Origin of the sequence: Mucilaginibacter sp. (assembly GCF_028288205.1) — a bacterium.
In the GTDB taxonomy this organism is placed as follows: Bacteria; Bacteroidota; Bacteroidia; order Sphingobacteriales; family Sphingobacteriaceae; genus Mucilaginibacter.
This window is the reverse complement of the sequence record NZ_JAQBOD010000031.1, coordinates 176,339-197,298: the sequence shown is the minus strand read 5'-3', so window position 1 is coordinate 197,298 and position 20,960 is coordinate 176,339. Positions and strand designations below refer to the sequence as shown.

Genomic DNA, 20,960 nt, shown 5'->3' with positions numbered 1-20,960 from the left:
AAGATGAGATCAACCTTAAATAAATTACATAGTTCAAAGCGTATAAAAGCTGCGGCGCTGTTGCTGATAGGCATAGCATGTATTGCCGCTATTGTTCCCAAAAACACCAAACCCGGATCTAAAAAGAAATCGACTGCTGTTACCAAACAACACTCGCAATGGAAAGATTACGGCGGGGGCCCTGACCATTCTAAATTTGTTGATTTTACACAGATCAACAAAGAAAACATTAACCAGTTAAAGGTTGAATATGTATACCCATCGGGCGATAAAACAGAATACTACAAGTTTAACCCCATCATTGTAGATGGCATAATGTATGTGCTGGCAAAAAACAACTCGCTTGTAGCGATGGATGCCGCTACAGGAAAAGAGATATGGATACATACCAACCTGCGTGGCATAATCCAGCGGGGAATTAACTTTTGGCAAAGCAAGGATAAAAAGCAAAAACGCTTGCTTACCTGCTTTGGTAATTCGTTACAAGCTATTGACGCTATTACAGGCAAATCAATACTGACTTTTGGCGATCATGGATCGGTTGATCTTAAACAGGGCCTTGACCGTGACACTTCACTTTTTTCCCGTGCCATGCCTACTTCACCGGGGCATATTTTTGAAAACCTGCTTATCCTTGGATCTTTTCCCGGCGAGGCCTTATTTTCGGGTCCGGGCCATGTTAGGGCGTTTAATGTGATAACCGGCAAACAAGTATGGATATTTCATACTATACCTTTTCCGGGTGAGCCCGGTTATGAAACCTGGCCCAAGGATGCTTATAAATATGCAGGCGGAACAAATGCCTGGGGAGATATTTCTATTGACGAAAAACGCGGCATAGCCTACTTTCCGCTTGGTTCACCAACCTATGATTATGATGGATCTGACCGTGAAGGAATGAATTTATATGGAAACTGTATCCTGGCGCTTGATGCACGTACCGGCAAACATATATGGCACTTTCAAACCGTGCACCATGATCTTTGGGACTATGACATGACTGCCGCCCCGCAACTGGTTACTATAAACCATAACGGTAAAAAAGTTGATGTGGTGGCAGGTGCTTCCAAAGGTGGATACCTGTATGTATTGGATCGTGTTACAGGCAAACCTATATGGCCCATTGTGGAAACTCCGGTTCCGGCAAGTGATATGCCTAATGAACATGCATGGCCCACACAACCTATCCCAACCGTTATTCCTCCTTTTACCAAGCACATAGCGCTGTTGAGCGATTTGAACCCGTATTTCACTCCCGAAGAAAAAGCAAAATGGGGACCAAGACTGGCGGCTGCTAAATCGGCACCGTTCCAGCCACTTTCTGATAAATATGAGGTAGTTAGCATACCGGGAGCATTTGGCGGGGCTAATTTTGAAAATACAGCCGCCAACCCGGATAAAGGATTAGTATATGTACTATTCTCTAACGAGCCATGTATCTATCAGCTGAAAAAAGTAGATCATTCACAGGTTAGAGGAGGTGGAAACCAAGCTGCTGCTGCCGCGCGTGCTGCTGCCGGAAGGGCCGCTTACATACAAAATTGCCAGGCATGCCATGGCGAAGATCGAGGCGGTATACCCGGAAACGGTGCTTCACTGCTTAACATAGGCAGCAGGATAACCTCTGACGATTTTAAAACAATTTTAACACAAGGCCGCGGAAGAATGCAGGCCCAGCCACATTTGGATGACGCGGCTATTTCTTCTATTTACGCGTTCCTGGCGCCCCCTGCTGGCCGTGGCCGTGCTGTAGCTATAGAAACTATACCGTTGGGGCCGGTTGTGGCTTTAGGGAGCGCGCCCATAAAATCAACAGGCTATACGCAGGGGATGAAAGATTACCCCGAGGGCCATACCGGGGGCAAATCTGAGTATGCCGAGACCCGCGGTTATGGGGTAGACGCTGCTAACCTGTTATCACCACCATGGTGTGGCCTTGCCTGTTATGACCTGAATAAAGGCATTATGAAATGGACCATAGGACATGGTACCGATCCGAAAGTTGGTATAGACGGATTAGGGTTCCCCGGTGGTTCATCAAATAAGGGCATGGTGATTACTGCTTCGGGGTTGGTGTTTGCCACCAGCAGAGATGGGCATATCTATTGTTATGATTCAGAAAACGGCAAAAAAATATGGCAGTATGACTTGCAACGAAACAACCCTAATGGTGTACCTGCTATGTTTGAAAAAGACGGGCGCCAATACCTGGTTGTAGTTTCATGCGGCCCGTTGTTTGATAAAACAAAGAAGGAAGAAGATGTACCAAAAGGCTATCTTGTATTTGCATTGCCTAAAAGGAAGTAATAAAGACCAAATCAGCATATTATGAACAGAAGAAAATTTGTATATCAAACATCGGGACTGGCATTATCGGCAATGGCAGCCCCTGCATTTGCAAAGTTTGCTATGCCAAAAGATAAAATGGACCGACTGGCAATGGGCACATTGTTATGGCGATCGCAGTTTAAACAAACGAAACCAAAAGGTGTAACCGAAATAAAGGATGAGCTGACCATTATGGATCTGCCACGGCATCACCGTGAAAAGTTTGGCATTAAAAAATTAGAATTTTGGAGCGAAAATATAGAATCGTTTGACGAAGCGTACCTAACCGCGGTAAAGGGTAAGATAAAATCTGCGGGTTGCGAATTATTGGATGTACAATTTGACAGTTCACCATTTGATCATGAAGGTTATGATCTTGCTAACGCGGATGAAGAAAAAAGAAAAGCAGGCGTAGCGCATGTTAAAAAATGGATGGATGGCTCAGCATTTTTAGGATCGAAATGTGTAAGGGTTAACCCCGGCCGCCCCAGCGGTACTGTTGAGCAAAGCATAAAATCATTCCAGGAGTTGTTGCCGTATGCCAAGAGCAAAGGATTAATTATTATCACTGCAAACCATTTTGGTATTGAAACTGATGCTGATAAGCATGTTGCTATAGTTAAAGGAGTACCGGGAATATACACAGAACCCGATTTTGGCAATTATAACGGTGCACCAAATATGTATGAGTCATTGGCTAAAATAATTCCTTACGCTTATATCGTTTCTGCCAAAGTAGTTGATTTTACTAAAAATGCTGATGGCAAACTGGAACACACATCTTACGATTTTGACAAATGTGTTCAACTTGCCGAGAGTTTAGGATTTAAGGGCACCTACATGGTGGCACAATGGAGCGGTAAATGGCCCGCGGCAAATATCACCAATGATGAAATTGCCAACTGGATAATTGAGCATTTAAAAGCCAATATTAAAGCGTAATGAACAGAAGGAATTTCATATTTCAGTCATCGGGTTTGGCGCTAACCGCTATGGCCACGCCATCATTTGCAAAGTTTGTACCCGCGAAAGATAAAATGGACCGTATAGCCATGGGTACCCTCCTATTCAGGGACAGGTTTAAGCAAACCAAGCCAAAGGGTGTAGAAACTATTAAGAATGAGCTTACCCTGATGGATATCCCTCAACATCACAGGGATATGTATGGAATAAAGAAAATAGAATTCTGGAGTGAACATTTCGAATCGCTTGACCAGGGTTATCTGACCGAACTGAAGAAAAAGATAAAAGCTGCCAAATGCGAATTGTTAGATGTGCAGTTTGACAGCTCACAATTCGATAAGACCGGTTATGACCTTTCTACTTCCGATGAAGACAAAAGAAGAGCAGGCATTGATCATGTAAAAAGATGGATGGATGGTGCTTCATTCCTGGGATCAAAATGTGTACGGGTAAATCCGGGAGGCAGGGCAGGCAGGAACCCGCAGGGAACTGTAGAAAATTGCATTAAATCATTTACAGAATTAATGCCTTACGCAAAGAGTAAAAATTTGACAATGATAACTGCCAACCATACCGGCCTTGAGTTAAATGCTGATAACCATGTAGCCATAATTAAAGGAACACCGGGACTATATACAGAGCCTGATTTTGGCAATTACAATAACGTAAATATTATGTATGATAATTTAGCAAAGATCATCCCCTACGCTTATATCGTATCGGCTAAGGTTGGCACGTTTACCAATGTCGATGGCAAATTAGAGCACACATCTTATGACTTTGACAAATGTGTACAGCTTTCTGAAAGCCTTGGCTTTAAAGGCAACTACATGATAGCCCAATGGAGCGGCTATCAGCCTGATATTGATTACGAAAAGGTAGCAGCCTGGACTATAGAACACGTAAAAGCTAATATTAAATAATAAACCAATTATAAACTTAAATATACCCGAATCATGACTAACACATTAAATCAAAAAACTAACGCATCACAATTCCGGATATTCGGAATTGTGTGTGTTCTCGCATTATTAATTTCTGCAGGATTTAATCCAGCAATGGCACAGATACCAACAAAAACAATTTATTTCCTGGCCGGGCCAAAGGACCACGTAGGTGGAGAAGGAACAGGCAGGCATGAAACCCGCAGGGACCTATTGGTGCTGCAACATTGCATTGATAGTATAAGCAACGTTAAAGGTGTGAAAATTATAACCAAGTTTCTGTACCAGAGAGATGCACTTAATATAGAAGATTTAAAAAGCGTGGATGCCATTATTGTAGAATGCAGTTCTGTAACCAGCACACAAACGCGTACGCACCCGCTTTTGCCACCTTTGCCAAAAGATCAAAAAAATTATGATAAAGCAACATTAGCTTACCTGGATCAGATAGATAGCTTACAAGCGGCAGGTATGGGCATTATGGTAATACACTGGGGTATTGCTACCGACGGTGCTGCACCGGCAGCTGTAAATCATTATATGAAGTGGTTCGGCGAAGTAGCCATGCCGGGTTATACACAAAACCCATTGGGTTTTTGGAAAGTAACTCCTATTAAAGCTGCGGAAAAACACCCTATCCTGCGTGGTGTAAACCCATGGACCTATAAGGATGAGATATTTTCACGGCTCGTAGTAAATCCGGGCGATCCGTACCGTACGGATCTGCTGATGGGAGAATCGCCTCAAACCAACCAGAGTGAAGCCGGCTTACCTAAAGGAGTTATAAGCCCGAGAGGCATTGCCTCGGCCTATGAAAAAGGCAAACAACGTGGTGTGCTATGGGGTGGTATGGATTACCATTCGGCGCTGCTGAATGAAAATTATCTTCGCTTTGTACTGAACGAGATCGTATGGACAGCCGGCATAGACGTTCCGAAAGGCGGAGTAAAAACTGCTGCTAAACAACTTCAGCTATCACCAATAAAGCCTGACGGTTTTGATAAGTTTAAACCCGTAGATATGGCGTCGAAATAGCATCACTACAACAATATATAAAATCTCAAATAATTGAAATGAAATATTTTTTAACCACTCTCCTATTAGCTGGCTTAGCTGTCTGCTCATTTGGACAGGAAATTCCGTGGGATGTAAATGGGCGCGGCTTAAGCTTTGAACCTGATTATTCCTTTAAAGGATCAAGCCTTACAGCATGGCATCCATTAGGTGCTGCCGCGTGGCAAGCCCGCGATGGCGAAATAACCGTAAATGCAAATGGCGGTACAGCGTTACTGGCGTCGGATAAATCTTTTCAGGATGTTGCCGTTCACCTGATTGTAAAAGCCGCACCAGGCAGTGAAGCAGGAGTTTTAGTACGGATGGAAAAAACCGGCGACGGCTATAAAGCCTTACTGGTTTCCATAAAAGATAACGCAGCCACAACATACCGCGTTACATTGGATGCACAAGGCAAGGAGCTATCGCGTGAGCAACTGAGAGGGGCCGGAAATATTATACGTATTGCACCTAAACCTCCTGCAGCATCTGCCGGAGGAACAGCCGCGGGTGGTCGTCGTGGTGGGGCTGGTGGTGGCCGTCCTGCCGGGCCTACAGATTTGCCTATACCGCGTGCTTCATCTGCTATAGTTGCGGGCGATTGGAACCAGTTTGAAGTGATTGTTGACTTTAACATTATCCGGAAATTTATTAATGACGGGGGTGATTTTCAAGGTGGCGCCACTGATGACCTTGCAGAAAAAGGCGGCCAGGGTTATGGCCCTATCGCTTTATATGCAAGTGGTACCGGCGAAGTACAGTTTAAGGATATAAAATATAAAGATGTCCATGTATTGTTTACGCCTAAAGAAGCAAGCTCATCCCGTTTTAAACCACAGCGTATTAATGATATGTTTTATTCATTCAGCGCCGCTGCTGCTGATTTTAACAAAGACGGTTATACAGATATTGTATCGGGGCCTTACATCTATTTCGGACCGGATTATACTCATTACCAGGAAATATTTTTCGCGCAAACTTATAACCCATCCAGGGAGTTTGCGCTAATAAACTGCCAATATACTTTTGATGTTAATGGCGATGGCTGGCCCGATGTAATAGTTGGCGCGGCCGGTCATCCAAGGGTATACATTAACCCTAAAGGCGAATCGCGCCGCTGGGATGAGTATGATGCTTTAAACCTAAATACCGACGAGGTTACCACATTTAAAGATATTGACGGTGACGGAAAGCCCGAACTGGTTTTTTCTTCGGGCGGAACAGTATATTATAGCAAGATAAATCCGGAAGGTGCTAATAAACCCTGGATATTGCATGCCGTATCCGCGAAAGGATATGGGCTGGGCCATGGCATTGGCGTTGGTGATATTAATGGCGATGGGCGCATAGATATTATCAATCCTAATGGCTGGTGGGAACAACCGGCAAAAGGATTGGACACAGGAGTATGGAAATATCATCCTGAAGTATTTTCGCGTTATGGCCACTGGAGCGGTGCCGTTGGGGGTAGTATAATGGCCGTATATGATGTAAATGGCGATGGTTTAAATGATGTGGTAACCGCGCTTAACGCTCATGGATTTGGCTTGGGATGGTTTGAACAAAAACGAGATAAAAGCGGCAAAATTACTTTTGTAAAACACATGATAATGGATGATTTTTCGACCAAAAATGCAGGTGACGTTACTTTCTCTGAATTACATGGCACCAACTTTGCCGACGTAAATGGCGATGGCATACCTGACTTTATTGCAGGTAAACGTTATTGGTCTCACCTGGATAGTTATTTTGACCCCTACCCTTATTGCCCGGGTGTAGTATACGCGTATATTACCGTTCGGGATAAAAAAGCTCCGGGAGGTGCAAAGTTTGTACCCGAATTAGTCCATAACCGTTCAGGCGCAGGATCAGATATAACAGTTGCCGATTTGAATAAAGACGGCAAAATGGATATCATTACCGCAACAGATCGGGGTACTTATATTTTCTGGAACCAAACTAAAGGTACGGGTAAAGCAAAAGCTAAAACAGCTGCTACTGTACATAAATAATTAATAAAGAATGTCATTTCGAACGATAGTGAGAAATCTTATACATCATGCATAACAACTTTGTATGATGTACAAGATTTCTCCTCGTTCCTCGTCGAAATGACATTTTTCCTTTCCCTTTCTTACCTACCTATACTTAATTGCTGCCTTTGATAACCCACATTACCCTTCATATCGCCACCCTCTAAAATAAGCGAATAAGTACCTGCCCTATCCGCTGTGAAAAATGATACGGTTGCTTTTCCATTATCATCTGTCTCAATCTCTGGTGCCCAGTGAATGGTTGCGCGCCAATCATTAAATTTATAGGTTGCCTTGGCAACATATTGCGGCGAATAAAACTGGTGTGGCTGACTAATAGGTATTGGACGGTATGCATAGCCGTTGTTGCCGGCCATATCAGCTCCCATATGAGAGTTGCTAGTAATATAGATACATAAAGCAGGGGTTTCGCCTAATTTGGTATTCAAAAACATTCTTTCTACCCGCATATCCAATATATCATTGGTATCGTACGATTCTAACCACCGGTTAATATCCCCTTGTGAAATGACCGAAGACAATTCTTGTATACGTATATAAGGCGTTTCATCAATAATGAGCATTTTATACATCTGGTTCAGCTTTTCCTTTTGATTAAGCAACTTCATTAAATTAACAGGCTTTTTGCCGGTACGTATATTCCGCAGATCTTCCTCGTCAAGCAATAAATGCACCGCAGGCGGTGGGTTGTAATGCCGTTGCCTGATTACTACCTCTTTTAATAACCGGCTCTTACCATGCTCAATAGCATCATCGGGTTTTACCCTTTTATTTTCAGTAATGATCTTTTTATTACTGTTGGTCACATAGCTAACAAAAGTACTGTCACTGTTAACATACCATGGGGTTGCATCATTTTGTACCGGGTCAAAATCAGGCGGTACAACCTCGTTCACATTTAAACCGATATTAAAATCCCTGGTAGCCTGTATCATAAAATCTATTTTTTCCAGTTCTGGGAAATCAGTAAAGCTAAAACAACCTTTTTTATCCGTTTGGGTGGTTAGTATTAATGGCGGAAACTCTGATTTTAAAGTAATTTCGGTATTGGCTATGGGCTTATTAAAAACATTACTTACGCTGCCTTTTACTGTAAACTTAGGTTCGGCTTCGTATTCCATTTTTGGTGGTGGGCCAAAGCTATGATCCCAGTCATAACTGGCCCATCCTTGTGTTAACAACAAGTTATCCAATGCTTCCAGCCTATCTTTATTCTTTTTCGTAAAATAATAAGCAGGGTCTTCAATATTGCCTTTTATATCAGCCCTTAATAACATATAACTCACCATATTTTCAGCAGCTGCATCGGATGCTTTTACTTCATTATCATCAGTTACAGCTAATGAAAAATTACCCTTTACCGGCTTACCTGTTGCATCTGTTACATATAATTGTAAAGAAACACTATCGCGCACGGCGTAATTTGCTTTGTTGCTGCTCACCTTAATATTTAATTCATCGTTATGATCAATAAATATCATTCGCCTTGTTACAGGCTGATTAGCTGCATCGAGCAAAATAAATTTAGCGATACCTGTGGGAAATACCTTTGTTGATATAATTTTCAGGATGGGCTTATTAACAGAAAACATCTCTTCGTAATATATACTATCCCTTGCCTGCCCAATTAATGTAAATCTTTTGCCGCTATTCATTATATCAGCAGTTGCAACTACATGTAATTCAAGAAAATCTTTACCGGGGATAGCTGCAACCCGTATGGCTATCCCGCTATTTTTTACACCCGGAAGCGGGTAGTTTTTTATAATACTATCAGCATAGGTAACTTTTGCCGTATAGGTTTCGCCTGCCTGTGGTATAAATGTAAAAGAGCCCATCCCTTTATGGGTCGATTGAAATGAAGCGACCTGTTGCATCGCATTATTGTATATCTCCCCTTTTATTTCTGCAACGCCCTTACCCTCCTCATCAATAGCTTTAAAACCAACTATATTAGGCTGATCGGCTAATAATGAACCGCCCTCCGGCATAAATTGCAAATCGGTATTTGCCGGCCTTGTTAATTGCAGCGGGATAATTATTTTACGCCAATCGGCATATTTACTGTTATCTTCAGCTTGTATAAACAAGTGTTTGTAATCTTTTTTATCTGGTAATGTAAACTTAAAATTCAAATTACCATAAGGGTCGGTTATTACCTTGCTTTTAACTATTGTACTATTTCTATCAAGTACACTTAGCTGCAAATCTCTAAAACCAATATTTTTTGGAGTAAGGTCGCTAAAATGCAGGCCCAGATTTACGTTCCTGCTTTTATCTATAGTTTGATGCCTGTTTATTAACCAATACTGTTTACCCGTTGGAGCAATAGTTACCTGGCAGGAAAAGAAATGCTCGGGTCCGAAATTCCTCATCCAATTGGTATAAGCATGCAGGATATAATTTCCCGGCGATAAGGTCTCTTTAAGCACAATGTCGCCAATTGCTAATCCGTTATGCGCTTTTATGGTTTGCCTTTTTACAACCCGGTTACTATCGTTTCGCATTTCAATATACAGCAACCCACTTTGTATTGAAGCCGATAGATTTTCATTTAACAGGTACGCTTTATACCATATCGTATCGCCGGGTTTGTACCATGCTCTGTCTAAATGCAAATAAAGTTTCTCTTTTTGTGGCAGTTTATGCTTTGCATTTAAATCTGCTACTTTATTCTCAGGATAATTAAGCTTATCACTTTGTCCAAACCCAATAAAAGGTAATAAACTAAAAAATAAATTCAGCATTATAAAATACAGCAAATAAGAGCGGCTCTTATACATGCATTAATTTTTTTTAGGTAATGTAATTGGTTGTTGATTTGTAAAAGCTATTCGATTAGCTTTTACTCAAATTCGGCCCTAAATTAATGAAAAACATCATGAAAAAGCTATACAAACTCATCTTATTAAGCAACAAATCTTGTAAACCGGTTGATTTATAAGATTTGCCAGATATCGTCTGGATGAAAGGACAATTTTTGAAAGAAATCAGCGAGGTGAGAATTTTATCACAGCAGCAAAAGTTGAATTTCAATCTGCAATATAATCCAATTTCGCATTTTTATAAACCTGTTTTTGTAAATGCATTTTTAGCTTTTTAAAGCTTTGCGACGGGCCCTGGGTTACAAACAGGTTGGTTAACCAGGCAGGTATGCTGCCGCCCGGATCGGCATGAAGCGTGTAAACAACCTTTACCAGCCCTTTACCCGAAGGCGACAAGACCCATTTACCTTTAGAGTTAGCAATCCGCACCACTTTGGGTTTTACCGGCACCATATCCGCAACACAGGGGGCATCAATAATTACCACTTTGGTAAAAGCATCCTGGGATACTTTAAGGTGTGCAATAAAATCGCGATTGCTAACGGGCCAGGGCATTTCAACCAGCGAGTAATAGTACAACTCTGATGGGGATACCTGTTTTATAATAGCGTTGCCCGCGGTATGGTAAAGCCATTCCTCGCTGTTTCTGACATCCATTAATGCCGAAACTACCTGTGATAGTGTCGCGTCCAGCTGGCACTCCACTTTTATCGCTTTAATTTTTGAAGTTTCTATATCACGGGTATATATTTTCACCCCGTTGTTATTTTCTTTTAGTACCCAACCATCACCGGTTTGCGCTAAAGCACAATTAGAGAACAATAAAAACAGCAAGGTGAGTCTTTTGAGCATGGTTGTGGTTGTGTAATTGTTTACGGATGATAATACTTCATCGCTTCCGGCAGATGAGCCTGTATATCGTTAATGCGGGTTTGATCTGTAGGGTGTGTACTTAAAAACGCTGGTGTGCTGCCGCCCTTGCTTTGCGCGGCCATACGCTGCCAAAAAGCAACGGCATTATGCGGATCATAGCCTGCCATGGCCATAAAGGTAAGGCCCAGCCTGTCGGCTTCCGACTCCTGGCTGCGCGAATAATGCAACAGCGCCAAATTACCGCCTACGCCATAAAGCTGATTTACGATAGTTTGTGTAGCATCCGACTGATTACTGGTAGCGGCACCAACCACCGCCCCTCCTGCCTGGGTAGCCAGTTGCTGTGAAATACGCTCGGCAGAATGACGGGCTATCGCATGGCCTATTTCATGCCCCATTACCGTAGCCAGCCCGGCATCATCTTGGGTAATGGGCAATATACCACTGTAAACGGCTACCTTACCACCCGGCATACACCAGGCGTTTACCTGGTTGCTTTGGATAAGATTGAATTCCCATTTAAAATTATATTTGCCGGCATAGCCATTATCGGCCAGGTATTTTTCAATGGCGACAGCTAACTGGTTGCCTACCCGCTTAACACGCTGGGCATCGGCACTATTGCTAATCACTTTTGTTTTAGGATCTGACAACAGTTGAGAATAGCTGGCCGCGGCTGATTGATTCACCTGTGAATCGCCCACCAGGCTTAACTGCTTACGGCCTGTTAAAGGAACAGTTGCACAGCCAAAACACACAACGGCCGCAGTTATTGTAAAAAAGGATCGGTATTTTTTCATGCTTTGACTCATTAATTTAAATGATACTTTTTAACTCTTTAAATGAATAGCCAAAATCGTTCCAATTAACTGGTACGTTTTAGTTATCAGGATGAATAATTCCTGCTGCATTTGCGGTTTGTTTAGGTCTGTTCTGCTTTTCTGATACGGTACAGAGCATAAGGTCATTAAAGAGCTCAGACAAAAATCATTTCGGATAACCCATTTGTAAAATTACGGAATAAATTGAAGCAAAAGAGCAAAAAAACACCGTCAGAAAGGTTCGGTTTATTGCATTGTAACAAACTATTTATATGTAACAATTTAATTACAACGCAATAATCTCATTATCAAAAAAAAACTAATTCATTAATTATTTCTACTTTACATAATAGTTAAATCAATCGTTAGCAAAATGATTGATTTAACTATTATGTAATCTAATACTTTATAACTTTTAAAATCTGTATATGAAGAAAACTTTACTTTTATTTCTTCTGGTAAGCTTTTGTGGCATTATACATGTTATGGCGCAGGCATTAACAATAACCGGACGGATAACCGCAAGCGAAGATGGCAGTACACTATCTGGAGCAACCATTAAAATTAAAGGCAGCCCTAATGGCGTAAGCTCTGGTGCTGATGGAAAATATACCATCAGGGCAAGTACAGGCCAGGTATTGGAATTTAGTTTTATCGGTACTCTTAGTGCCGAACGTACCATCGGCACACAAACTGTCATTAATGTTCAGTTAACATCTAATGCAACCAGCCTTGAAGAAGTTAAAATCGTTACCGGTTTCGGCGTAAGGCAGTCCAAACGAGATCTTACCTCTTCTACCCAAACCATTACCGGTGCGGCAATTGCAGAAACCCAGCGCGAGAATTTAGTAAACTCATTGCAGGGCCGCATAGCCGGCGCTACGGTAACCAGCACAAGTGGTGTACCCGGCGCCTCGGCTTCTATCATTTTACGGGGTATCACCTCTATTGGCAGCAGTAACCAGCCCTTATTTGTGGTGGATGGTATCCGGGTAAATAACGATGCAATGAGCCAGGGCGCGCTTGCTTCTAACGGTGATAACCGGCGCGAGGATTTTACCAACCGTATTGCTGATATTAACCCGGATGATATTGAAACAGTTACGGTGCTTAAAGGCGCGGATGCCGCGGCAGTTTATGGGTCAGATGCCGCAGGGGGCGCTATTATTATCACCACCAAAAAAGGTAAAAGTGGCGCGGCAGCAATATCCTATAATAATACCTTCAGCTATTCTAAAGAATACCGGTTCCCAAAAATTCAAAATGTTTACGGACCGGGCACTTCGGGCTATGCCGATCCAACTACGCGTTTAGCCTATGGGCCCGCTTATGCACCCGGAACACCAACTTTTGATAACTTGAAAAACTTTTTCCAGACAGGTCTTTCTCAGCAGCATGCCCTGTCTTTCTCTGGCGGTAATGATGATGCAAGTTATAGGGTATCTACCGAGTACCGGCACACAGGGGGTGTTATACCGGTAGTTTACAATAATAAATTTTCGTTACGGTTTGCAGGCCAGGCCAAATTAACGCCGCAATTAACCAGCAGCGCGAGTTTTAATTACTTTAATATAGATAATCGTAAAACCAATAAAGGCGATGGTGGCACCTACATTAACGCACTAACCTGGCCAACTAATGATGACGTACGTAACTATCTGAATCCTGATGGAACCCGCAGAACTTTATTACCTGCAAAACTTACCAATATTGTAGCCGATGGGACCATCGATTTTGACAACCCTCTTTGGGATTTGAACAACAATATCAGCCGCGACAAAACCAACCGTATGATTGGCAATTTTGACCTTTCTTACGATCCGGCCAGCTGGTTAAATTTAAGGGGGCTGTTTGGTATGGATTTTTACACAACTCAGGGTAATAATTTCCTGAGTCAGTACAGTAATTCTTACCAAAATGCTATTTCGAACACCTTTGCGTCTACCAACGGTATTTCTACCGGCGGTATCATTGATAATTATGATGATAATAACCTTGTGCTTAACGGTTCGTTCTTTGCCACTTTAAAACATAGTTTTGGCGATTTCCGTGCAACGCTGGCTGCAGGTGCCGAGGTTTACGATTATAAAGATATTACCAACGGCCAGTATGGTGAAAGATTCCTCCAGCCTGATTTTAATACCATAAATAACACTACACCAACCTCACAACGGGCCACAACCAATTATTCAGAAACACGGCGCATCGGAGAAATTGTACGTTTAAGCGTAGTTTATAAAGAATTGATCACCTTGAATGCCACAGGCAGAAATGATTATTCATCCCGTTTGGCCGGCACAACAAAAGACTCTTACTTTTATCCATCCGCAGGCATAGGATTTAACTTTTCTGAACTGCCTGCTTTAAAAGGTAACAAGATTTTATCATTTGGTAAAATACGCTTCTCGTATGCTGGTGTAGGTAAGGACCCCTTTGCACCTTACAAGATCCAATCGAGCGTTATTCAACAATCAACCAGTGGTGGAGGCTATGCCTATGACGTGACCGGTAACAACCCTACCCTTAAGCCGGAGAAAGATTACCAAATGGAGCTTGGTACAGAACTGCAGTTTTTTGGTGGACGTTTAGGCGCTGAAATTAATGTTTACAAGTACCGCGCAACCAACCAGATATTTGATCCGCGCATTAGTTACGGATCCGGTTACATACTCGAATTAGTTAATGGTGGCGAAATTCAGAATAAAGGCCTTGAAATTGCGCTTAATGGTACAGTAATTAAATCGACCGATTTTTCATGGAAGCCATTTGCTAACTTCTTTTTAAATCGCGGTAAGGTAATTAACCTTGGCGCATTGCCAGAGTATTATAATTCTGACACCTGGTTGTATGCTAACGCGCGTGCAAGTATTTTCCCGGGCAGCAGCTTAATGAATATTGCAAGCTACAGCTATGCACGCAACAATAAAGGGCAGATACTGGTAGATCCGTCTACCGGCATGCCTATATCTAACGGTACGTTTGTAACAGTGGGCGACCGCCAGACTCAGTTCACGCTGGGTTTTGGCAATAACTTCACCTATAAAAACTTTGCCTTGTCATTCTTGTTAGATTACCGTAAAGGCGGAGATGTTTTTAATGGCAATGAATTATTCCTGACACGCTACGGATTAAGCGCACGTACTGTAAACAGGCAAACACCAGTGGTAGTGCCGGGCGTATTAAAGGATGGCAATGAAAATTCTGCCGCTCCAACGGTTAATACCATACAGGTAAATCCTTACTATCAAACCGGTTATTATTCCAACGCTATCGAATCTGATTTTGTTGAACACAATATCAGTACGTTCAGGCTGCGGGATGTAACGTTGAGTTATACCTTTCCGTCGTCATTGCTTACCAAACAAAAAGTATTTAAATCGTTCGGCATTTATGTAACTGCAACTGATGTGTTCCTGTTAACAAACTATACGGGCGCTGATCCTGAAGTAAATGGCACTAACTCTTCTACAAGAGGTTCGGGCGCGGCAGGATTTGACTATGGTACACTGGCTGCACCACGTACAATTTCTTTTGGAGTAAGTTTGAAATTATAAGACAAACAACATGAAAAAATTTATATATACATTAAGCGCTTTATTAACCTTAAATATGGTTAGCAGCTGCAAAAAATTTGTAGATATCAATACTAATCCCAATGCCCCCACCAGCGTGGATGCTGCCAGTTTACTACCCCCTATTGAAGCGGGTATGGCCAGGGGAATTTGGTATGACAGCCGTTATATAGGCCAGTACGCGCAGATATGGGGTTCATCCGGCGCTAATAACGTCTGGGATGAAGAAGGCTATGCGCCGGGTACAGATTCTAATGGAGAAATGTGGCGCACAATTTACTTTAGTCTGGGGCAAAACGTAACCTTAATGATGGCCGATGCTACGGCGCATAATAAATTGGAATATCTGGGTGTTTGCTATGCCCTGCGTGCCTGGGGATGGCAAAATGGTGCCGATATATACAACTACATGATAGTTAATGAAGCCTATGATCCCACAAAGCTTACTTTTGATTACGACCCGCCGCAGGCAGTATATGCCGAAGCTGTAAAAGATTGCCGCCTTGCACTTCAGTATTTTAATCAGGCTATTAAAACCGACGGTATCAACGGCGTGTCGGCAACGCTTGCCAAAGGCGATTATATGTATTATGGAGACCGCAGTAAATGGATAAAATTTGTTTATTCCATATTAGCGCAAAATGCACTGCATTTTAGTAATAAGTCAACATTTAGTGCAGATTCGGTTGCGAAATTTGTTGATCTTTCATTTGCAAGCAATGCAGACAATGCAAGTGTGCAATGTACCGCCACCGGTTCAACTGATGCTAATTTCTGGGGGCCAACCCGCGGAAATCTTGCAAGTTTTCGACAGTCGGATTATATAGTCAAATTGCTTGACGGCCGTATACTTGCCGGCACTGCAGCACAAGACACCCTTGCCGATCCCCGTTTACCGTTACTACTTAATCGCAGTAAAGACAGGGCTTACCGGGGTGTTATTCCACCTCTGGGTGATATTAACTCGGCAGATGCCAATACACTTATTCCTGCATTTGCGGGTGCTACCACGGCAAATGCCGCAACGACAGGTAAATACCTGTTTAATGATAATTCTCGTGGTGTTTTAATGACCTATCCGGTACTGCAGTTTATGAAAGCCGAGGCACTTTATAAAAAAGGCGATATGAGCGGAGCTTATACGGCCTATATAAATGGTGTAACTAAAGCTCTTGATTTTGCAAGTAACCCCCCAATCGGCTCTTCGCTAACGGGCACTCAGAATTACATATCAGCTGCTGCCCAAAATAAGTATTTAACAGGGCCGAGCGTAAGGCAATTAAGTGCCACATTAAAATTGAGTGACATATTACAACAAAAATTTATTGCCTTGTTTTTATGGAACCCGATAGAAGCATGGTCTGATGAGCGCAGGTATGGTTATGATGCCACAATTTTTCAAGGCTTTATCAAGCCGGGAACTTTGTATCCTGATAACGCGGGAAAACAAGTTTATGTAGTGCGCCCGCGTTACAATTCAGAGTATATCTGGAACGTACCTGCATTGCAAGCCATAGGCGCGTTAGCGCCTGATTATCATACAACAAAACCATATTTTATTTTACCATAAAATAAATGACATTTTACATGAAAAGACTATCATATCTATTTATCGGGTTATTGCTTATAGGCATAACCGCCTGTAAAAAAAGTATAATAACGCAATTCGGCGATGCAGCAACGGGCGTTTCTGTTAAGTTTTTGCATACCGCTCCCGGCACACCAGCTATTGACGGCTATGTTAATGGCATAAAAATCACTCCTGTGTCTTCAATTTCTGTAACAGACAATGCGTTGGTAACTTCTATCGTAACAGGTATATCTTATAATTATACTGGTACTTCAGCTTCGTATCTGGGCCTTTTCCCGGGCAGCAACTATGCAGTGGTGCCTTCCGGGAGCACGGTTTTTAAGGTACAGGCTTCTACTGCTGTACCCGCATTAATTAGTGCACAAACAAGTGCGCCGGGTGCTGTAATAGGTACAGCAACTAAAGCTACTACTGATGGTACCGCTTACTCTATATTTACTTCAGGTTTGCCCGGTTCTGCAACTTCGCCATTGGGAATTACGGTTGTAAATGATGCATTTCCTGTTTGGGCAAGTGGTATGGCTTATGTACGTTTAGCTTATATGATACCCAACGGCGCCCCGGTTGATATGACAGCAACCACTACTTTAACAGGGGCAACAACAGCTACAACCACAATCGTTTTTAATAGTATCGCCTATAGCACCGTTACCGCTTTTGTACCTATAAATGTTAATCCTACAGGGCTTACAAACTATACGTATCAGTTATATTTAACAGGTACAACTATTAAGTTAGGCACGGTGTCTTCGGCAGTTTCAATGGCACCGGGAAGGTATTATACGATTATAGGAAGGGGCCTTGCCGCGGATTATGCGGTGCCGGGTACCAGCATCAAACTTAAAGCAAGTGCAAGGCCTACGTTGCCGCTCACCGATCCTTCAACTAAATACCCGGAAATTTATTTTGCTCCGGCACAGTTGGTATTTTATACTAACAAATAAAAAAACAATTACCCCTTAGGCAAAGTCCTGCAAAACAGAACGAATAGCTGAGCCACTTCTGGCTCAGTTATTCGTTTTTTATTTATGAACCGCCTTAAAGATTTCTTAATAAAAGCGGTCAGCATACTTCACCGGATAAGAAGTAAGTTAGTAATTTAGCAAAGTGGCTGCACCAAAGAAATCTCCCTTATCAAAAGCAAGATCCGGGCAAAAGAAAAAAGCACCGGTCAAAAGAAAAAAACCTTCATCATGGAAAGTTTCATTGAAGTTGATGATTGCCGGCCTGTTGTTAATATTACTCTCCCCATTTTATTATGGTTATGTACTTAAAACTTTCATTGCTACCTGGCAGTGGTTTAAAGATATAAAGGAGAACCCGCATTACCGTACCTATAAAAGCTTTAACATCCCAATCCCGTCTAAATATACTATTCATGGTATTGACGTATCTTATGCCCAGGGAAAAATCGACTGGCAAAAAGTTAAGGCCATGAGTGAAGATAGTGTGCATATCAGCTTCGCTTTTATTAAAGCCACTGAAGGACTGCTTACAGTGGACCCTTATTTTAAAAGAAACTGGCGTGAAGGCCCTAAAGCCGGCATTATCTGCGGTGCCTATCACTTCTTACGGGCTAACAAGAACGGATTATGGCAGGCACGTTTTTTTTTGCAAAACGTAAAGATAGAAAAAGGTGATCTGCCACCGGTTGTTGATATTGAACGTTTAGACGGAACCGCGCCCGAAACGATGCGCAGGGAGCTAAAAGCCTTTTTAACCCATATAGAATCAAGTACAAAGGTGAAACCTATTATTTATACGGGTTTAAGTTTTTATACCGACTACCTGGCGGGTTATTTTGACAATTATCATGTATGGATAGCGCATTATTACCAGGAAGAATTACAGGCAGGCAAAAACACCCCCTGGTTATTCTGGCAGCATTCTGATATCGCAAGGATCAATGGCATAAACCACACCGTAGATTTTGATGCCTTTAGGGGCGATAGCTTAAATTTTAGTAAATTGTTAATTCCTTAACGCGTTTAGTGATTAAATTCGATATAGAAAATTAGTTCTCCCGTGAAGTAAGCAAATGCAGCAATAAACCTATACCAGTTAAATATTGTTACTGTACTGTACCACGAACACCTTGATGCACCTAAGTACACCTTGGTACACCAAAAGCTGTAATTGGCTGAAAATAAATACGTTAAATAATTGACAAATAAACTAACTATTGAATTAACATGTTTAGCGATTGAAAATTAAGCAACAAGCGCATGTTTAATATGGTTAAGGGGCTTGCTGTTTAAATGGTAAATATTATTACATGACGGTCACAGCGGCCACTTTAGCCATAATTCTTGTCCGCAATCCTTCAAAAGTTTTAGCATAATTCCGTTTTTGAAATTTATCCTTCAAAATCTAATCGCTAAATACATTAATTCCTTAATATTTTGCTTTAGTCGACGCCGATTTTTGTACCGCATCTTAAATATTTATCAGTGATTTTTTCGTGCAGGAGAACATAAAAGAGACATTTCCGTTATAAATATACTTTCATAATTATATGGTATATTTATTTAATGAGTAAGGTATTTACAATAACAAAAGGCTTAGAAAATATGGGTGCGTTGCGCACCGGTGGCCAGGGTTCAGTATATAAGGGTCGCAGAATGGGGCCTATCATCAGTGCTGTAAAAATATTGCCGACACCTATTCAATCAGAAGATACTAAGGATAAAAATTATCGCAACTTTATAAATGAGGTAGAAAAGCTGAAAAAGGTAAATGAAGAGCCGAATCCAAATGTGGTAAAAATATTAAATTCAGGCATTACCGAAAGTGGCTCCTTCCCATTTATAGAAATGGAATTTATTGAGGGACCGGATCTGGGAGAATTGCTGGCCCGGCCGAACGAAAAAATATTTACCATTAAAGAGGCGGTAAAACTGGCCGATCAGCTGGCTTGCGCCTTATTGCATTGCCACAAAGTAGGCGTTAAACATGGGGATATAAAAAGCAATAACATAAAATTCAATGTCTACACGGGCAATTATGTTTTGTTGGATTTTGGCCTATCTATTATGTCTGACGAAGAGCGCCGCAGCAGTATGCGCCATGCAGGAGCAATTGAGTTTATGGCTCCCGAACAAAATGAGGGCAACATGTTGTTTCAAACGGATATTTATAGTTATGGTGTAATTTTATACGAACTGTTGGCGGGGCGGGTGCCATTTCCGCTGCAAGATAATGGTGAAACGGCCAGAAATACAGTAATGATGGCTCACATGGAATCGCCTGTTCCGGATATCTTAACATTACGAAAACAAAACTTACCCGCAAGCTGGCCTGATGAAAAGCAAATGTGGGAAATGCAGGTACCAGCCTGGCTATTAAAATTGATCTATAAATGTCTGGAAAAGTTACCTGAAAACAGGTATGCCAATGGCATGGAACTGCATCAGGCAATAGTACAGAATAGCATTGCTGATATTAATAATACCAATTCGATAGTAATAGCAAAGGAACTTAAAAAAGTCAATGAGCCGGCAACGATTGTAAACCCGGCCAACGCCGGTAATAAAGTACAGCTATCAAAACCGGTATTTGCCGGCCTGCTATTATTACTTTTAGGATCTATGGGATTTACCGCGTATTCTTTATTTTATAACCACCCAAAAACATCTCCGGTAAGCACCTATAAGCCCGTTGATTCAGTTAGAGGCGACGACAGTGCTGCGTTAAACAACCCAAAAAGCACTTATCATGACAGAACAAAGGCTGCCGATTCCGTAACAAGACAAACTATAAATGATGAAATTGAAAGACTCAGGAAAAAAAACCAGCAAAATGATAGCACGGCAATAGATAGTTCGGAAATTAGTAACTAATAAATTAAAAATTAACTCATTATTATAATAGGCACCCATCAAAACATCTCAGTGTAATGCACTGTTTATTTGGCGGTTATAGTCTAATCAGAATTAT

At 41.8% G+C, this 20,960-nt stretch carries 13 protein-coding genes; 10 read left to right on the top strand and 3 right to left on the bottom strand.

All coding sequences use genetic code 11. The annotated features are described in order from the left end of the window. Window positions 1-3 precede the first annotated feature (3 nt). The 5 genes from JWR23_RS07010 (at window position 4) to JWR23_RS06990 (ending at window position 7,300) form a co-directional block, all read left to right on the top strand. Complete coding sequence (locus JWR23_RS07010) at window positions 4-2,307, top strand: c-type cytochrome (RefSeq protein ID WP_299514680.1); 2,304 nt, start codon at window positions 4-6, stop codon at window positions 2,305-2,307. 21 nt (window positions 2,308-2,328) lie between these two features. Then, a complete protein-coding gene (locus JWR23_RS07005) occupies window positions 2,329-3,270 on the top strand; it encodes a TIM barrel protein (protein ID WP_299514678.1) in 942 nt (313 codons plus the stop codon). After that, entirely contained in the window at window positions 3,270-4,214 is a 945-nt protein-coding gene (locus JWR23_RS07000) for a TIM barrel protein (protein WP_299514676.1), read from the top strand. The genes JWR23_RS07005 and JWR23_RS07000 overlap by 1 nt, the downstream gene beginning before the upstream one ends. Window positions 4,215-4,349: 135 nt before the next feature. Beyond that, window positions 4,350-5,270, top strand: a complete 921-nt coding sequence (locus JWR23_RS06995) for a hypothetical protein (RefSeq protein ID WP_299514674.1) — start codon at window positions 4,350-4,352, stop codon at window positions 5,268-5,270. Between the two features lie 38 nt (window positions 5,271-5,308). Next, the gene (locus JWR23_RS06990) at window positions 5,309-7,300 is read left to right on the top strand and encodes an FG-GAP-like repeat-containing protein (protein WP_299514672.1); all 1,992 of its coding nucleotides are present in this window, start codon (window positions 5,309-5,311) and stop codon (window positions 7,298-7,300) included. A gap of 122 nt (window positions 7,301-7,422) precedes the next feature. On the opposite strand, the gene JWR23_RS06985 is transcribed toward JWR23_RS06990, so the two are convergent. From JWR23_RS06985 to JWR23_RS06975, 3 genes are all read right to left on the bottom strand, one after another. Then, window positions 7,423-10,089: a hypothetical protein gene (locus JWR23_RS06985; RefSeq protein ID WP_299514669.1), complete on the bottom strand. Its 2,667-nt coding sequence runs from the start codon at window positions 10,087-10,089 to the stop codon at window positions 7,423-7,425. Window positions 10,090-10,374: 285 nt separating this feature from the next. Beyond that, window positions 10,375-11,019, bottom strand: coding sequence for an START domain-containing protein (locus tag JWR23_RS06980; RefSeq protein ID WP_299514666.1), 645 nt, complete (start codon window positions 11,017-11,019; stop codon window positions 10,375-10,377). Window positions 11,020-11,039: 20 nt separating this feature from the next. After that, window positions 11,040-11,840, bottom strand: coding sequence for a M48 family metallopeptidase (locus tag JWR23_RS06975; RefSeq protein WP_299514664.1), 801 nt, complete (start codon window positions 11,838-11,840; stop codon window positions 11,040-11,042). Between the two features lie 449 nt (window positions 11,841-12,289). On the opposite strand from JWR23_RS06975, the gene JWR23_RS06970 reads away from it, so the two are divergent. The 5 genes from JWR23_RS06970 (at window position 12,290) to JWR23_RS06950 (ending at window position 20,863) form a co-directional block, all read left to right on the top strand. Beyond that, window positions 12,290-15,415 carry a SusC/RagA family TonB-linked outer membrane protein gene (locus tag JWR23_RS06970; protein WP_299514662.1) on the top strand — a complete coding sequence of 1,042 codons (3,126 nt, stop codon included), beginning with the start codon at window positions 12,290-12,292 and terminating at the stop codon, window positions 15,413-15,415. Window positions 15,416-15,425: 10 nt separating this feature from the next. After that, a complete protein-coding gene (locus tag JWR23_RS06965) occupies window positions 15,426-17,003 on the top strand; it encodes a SusD/RagB family nutrient-binding outer membrane lipoprotein (protein WP_299514660.1) in 1,578 nt (525 codons plus the stop codon). 17 nt (window positions 17,004-17,020) lie between these two features. Beyond that, window positions 17,021-17,968, top strand: coding sequence for a DUF4397 domain-containing protein (locus tag JWR23_RS06960; protein ID WP_299514658.1), 948 nt, complete (start codon window positions 17,021-17,023; stop codon window positions 17,966-17,968). Window positions 17,969-18,131: 163 nt separating this feature from the next. Further along, entirely contained in the window at window positions 18,132-19,007 is an 876-nt protein-coding gene (locus JWR23_RS06955) for a glycoside hydrolase family 25 protein (RefSeq protein ID WP_299514656.1), read from the top strand. A 548-nt stretch (window positions 19,008-19,555) separates the two neighbouring features. Next, a complete protein-coding gene (locus JWR23_RS06950) occupies window positions 19,556-20,863 on the top strand; it encodes a serine/threonine-protein kinase (RefSeq protein WP_299514654.1) in 1,308 nt (435 codons plus the stop codon). The last annotated feature ends 97 nt before the right edge of the window (window positions 20,864-20,960 follow it).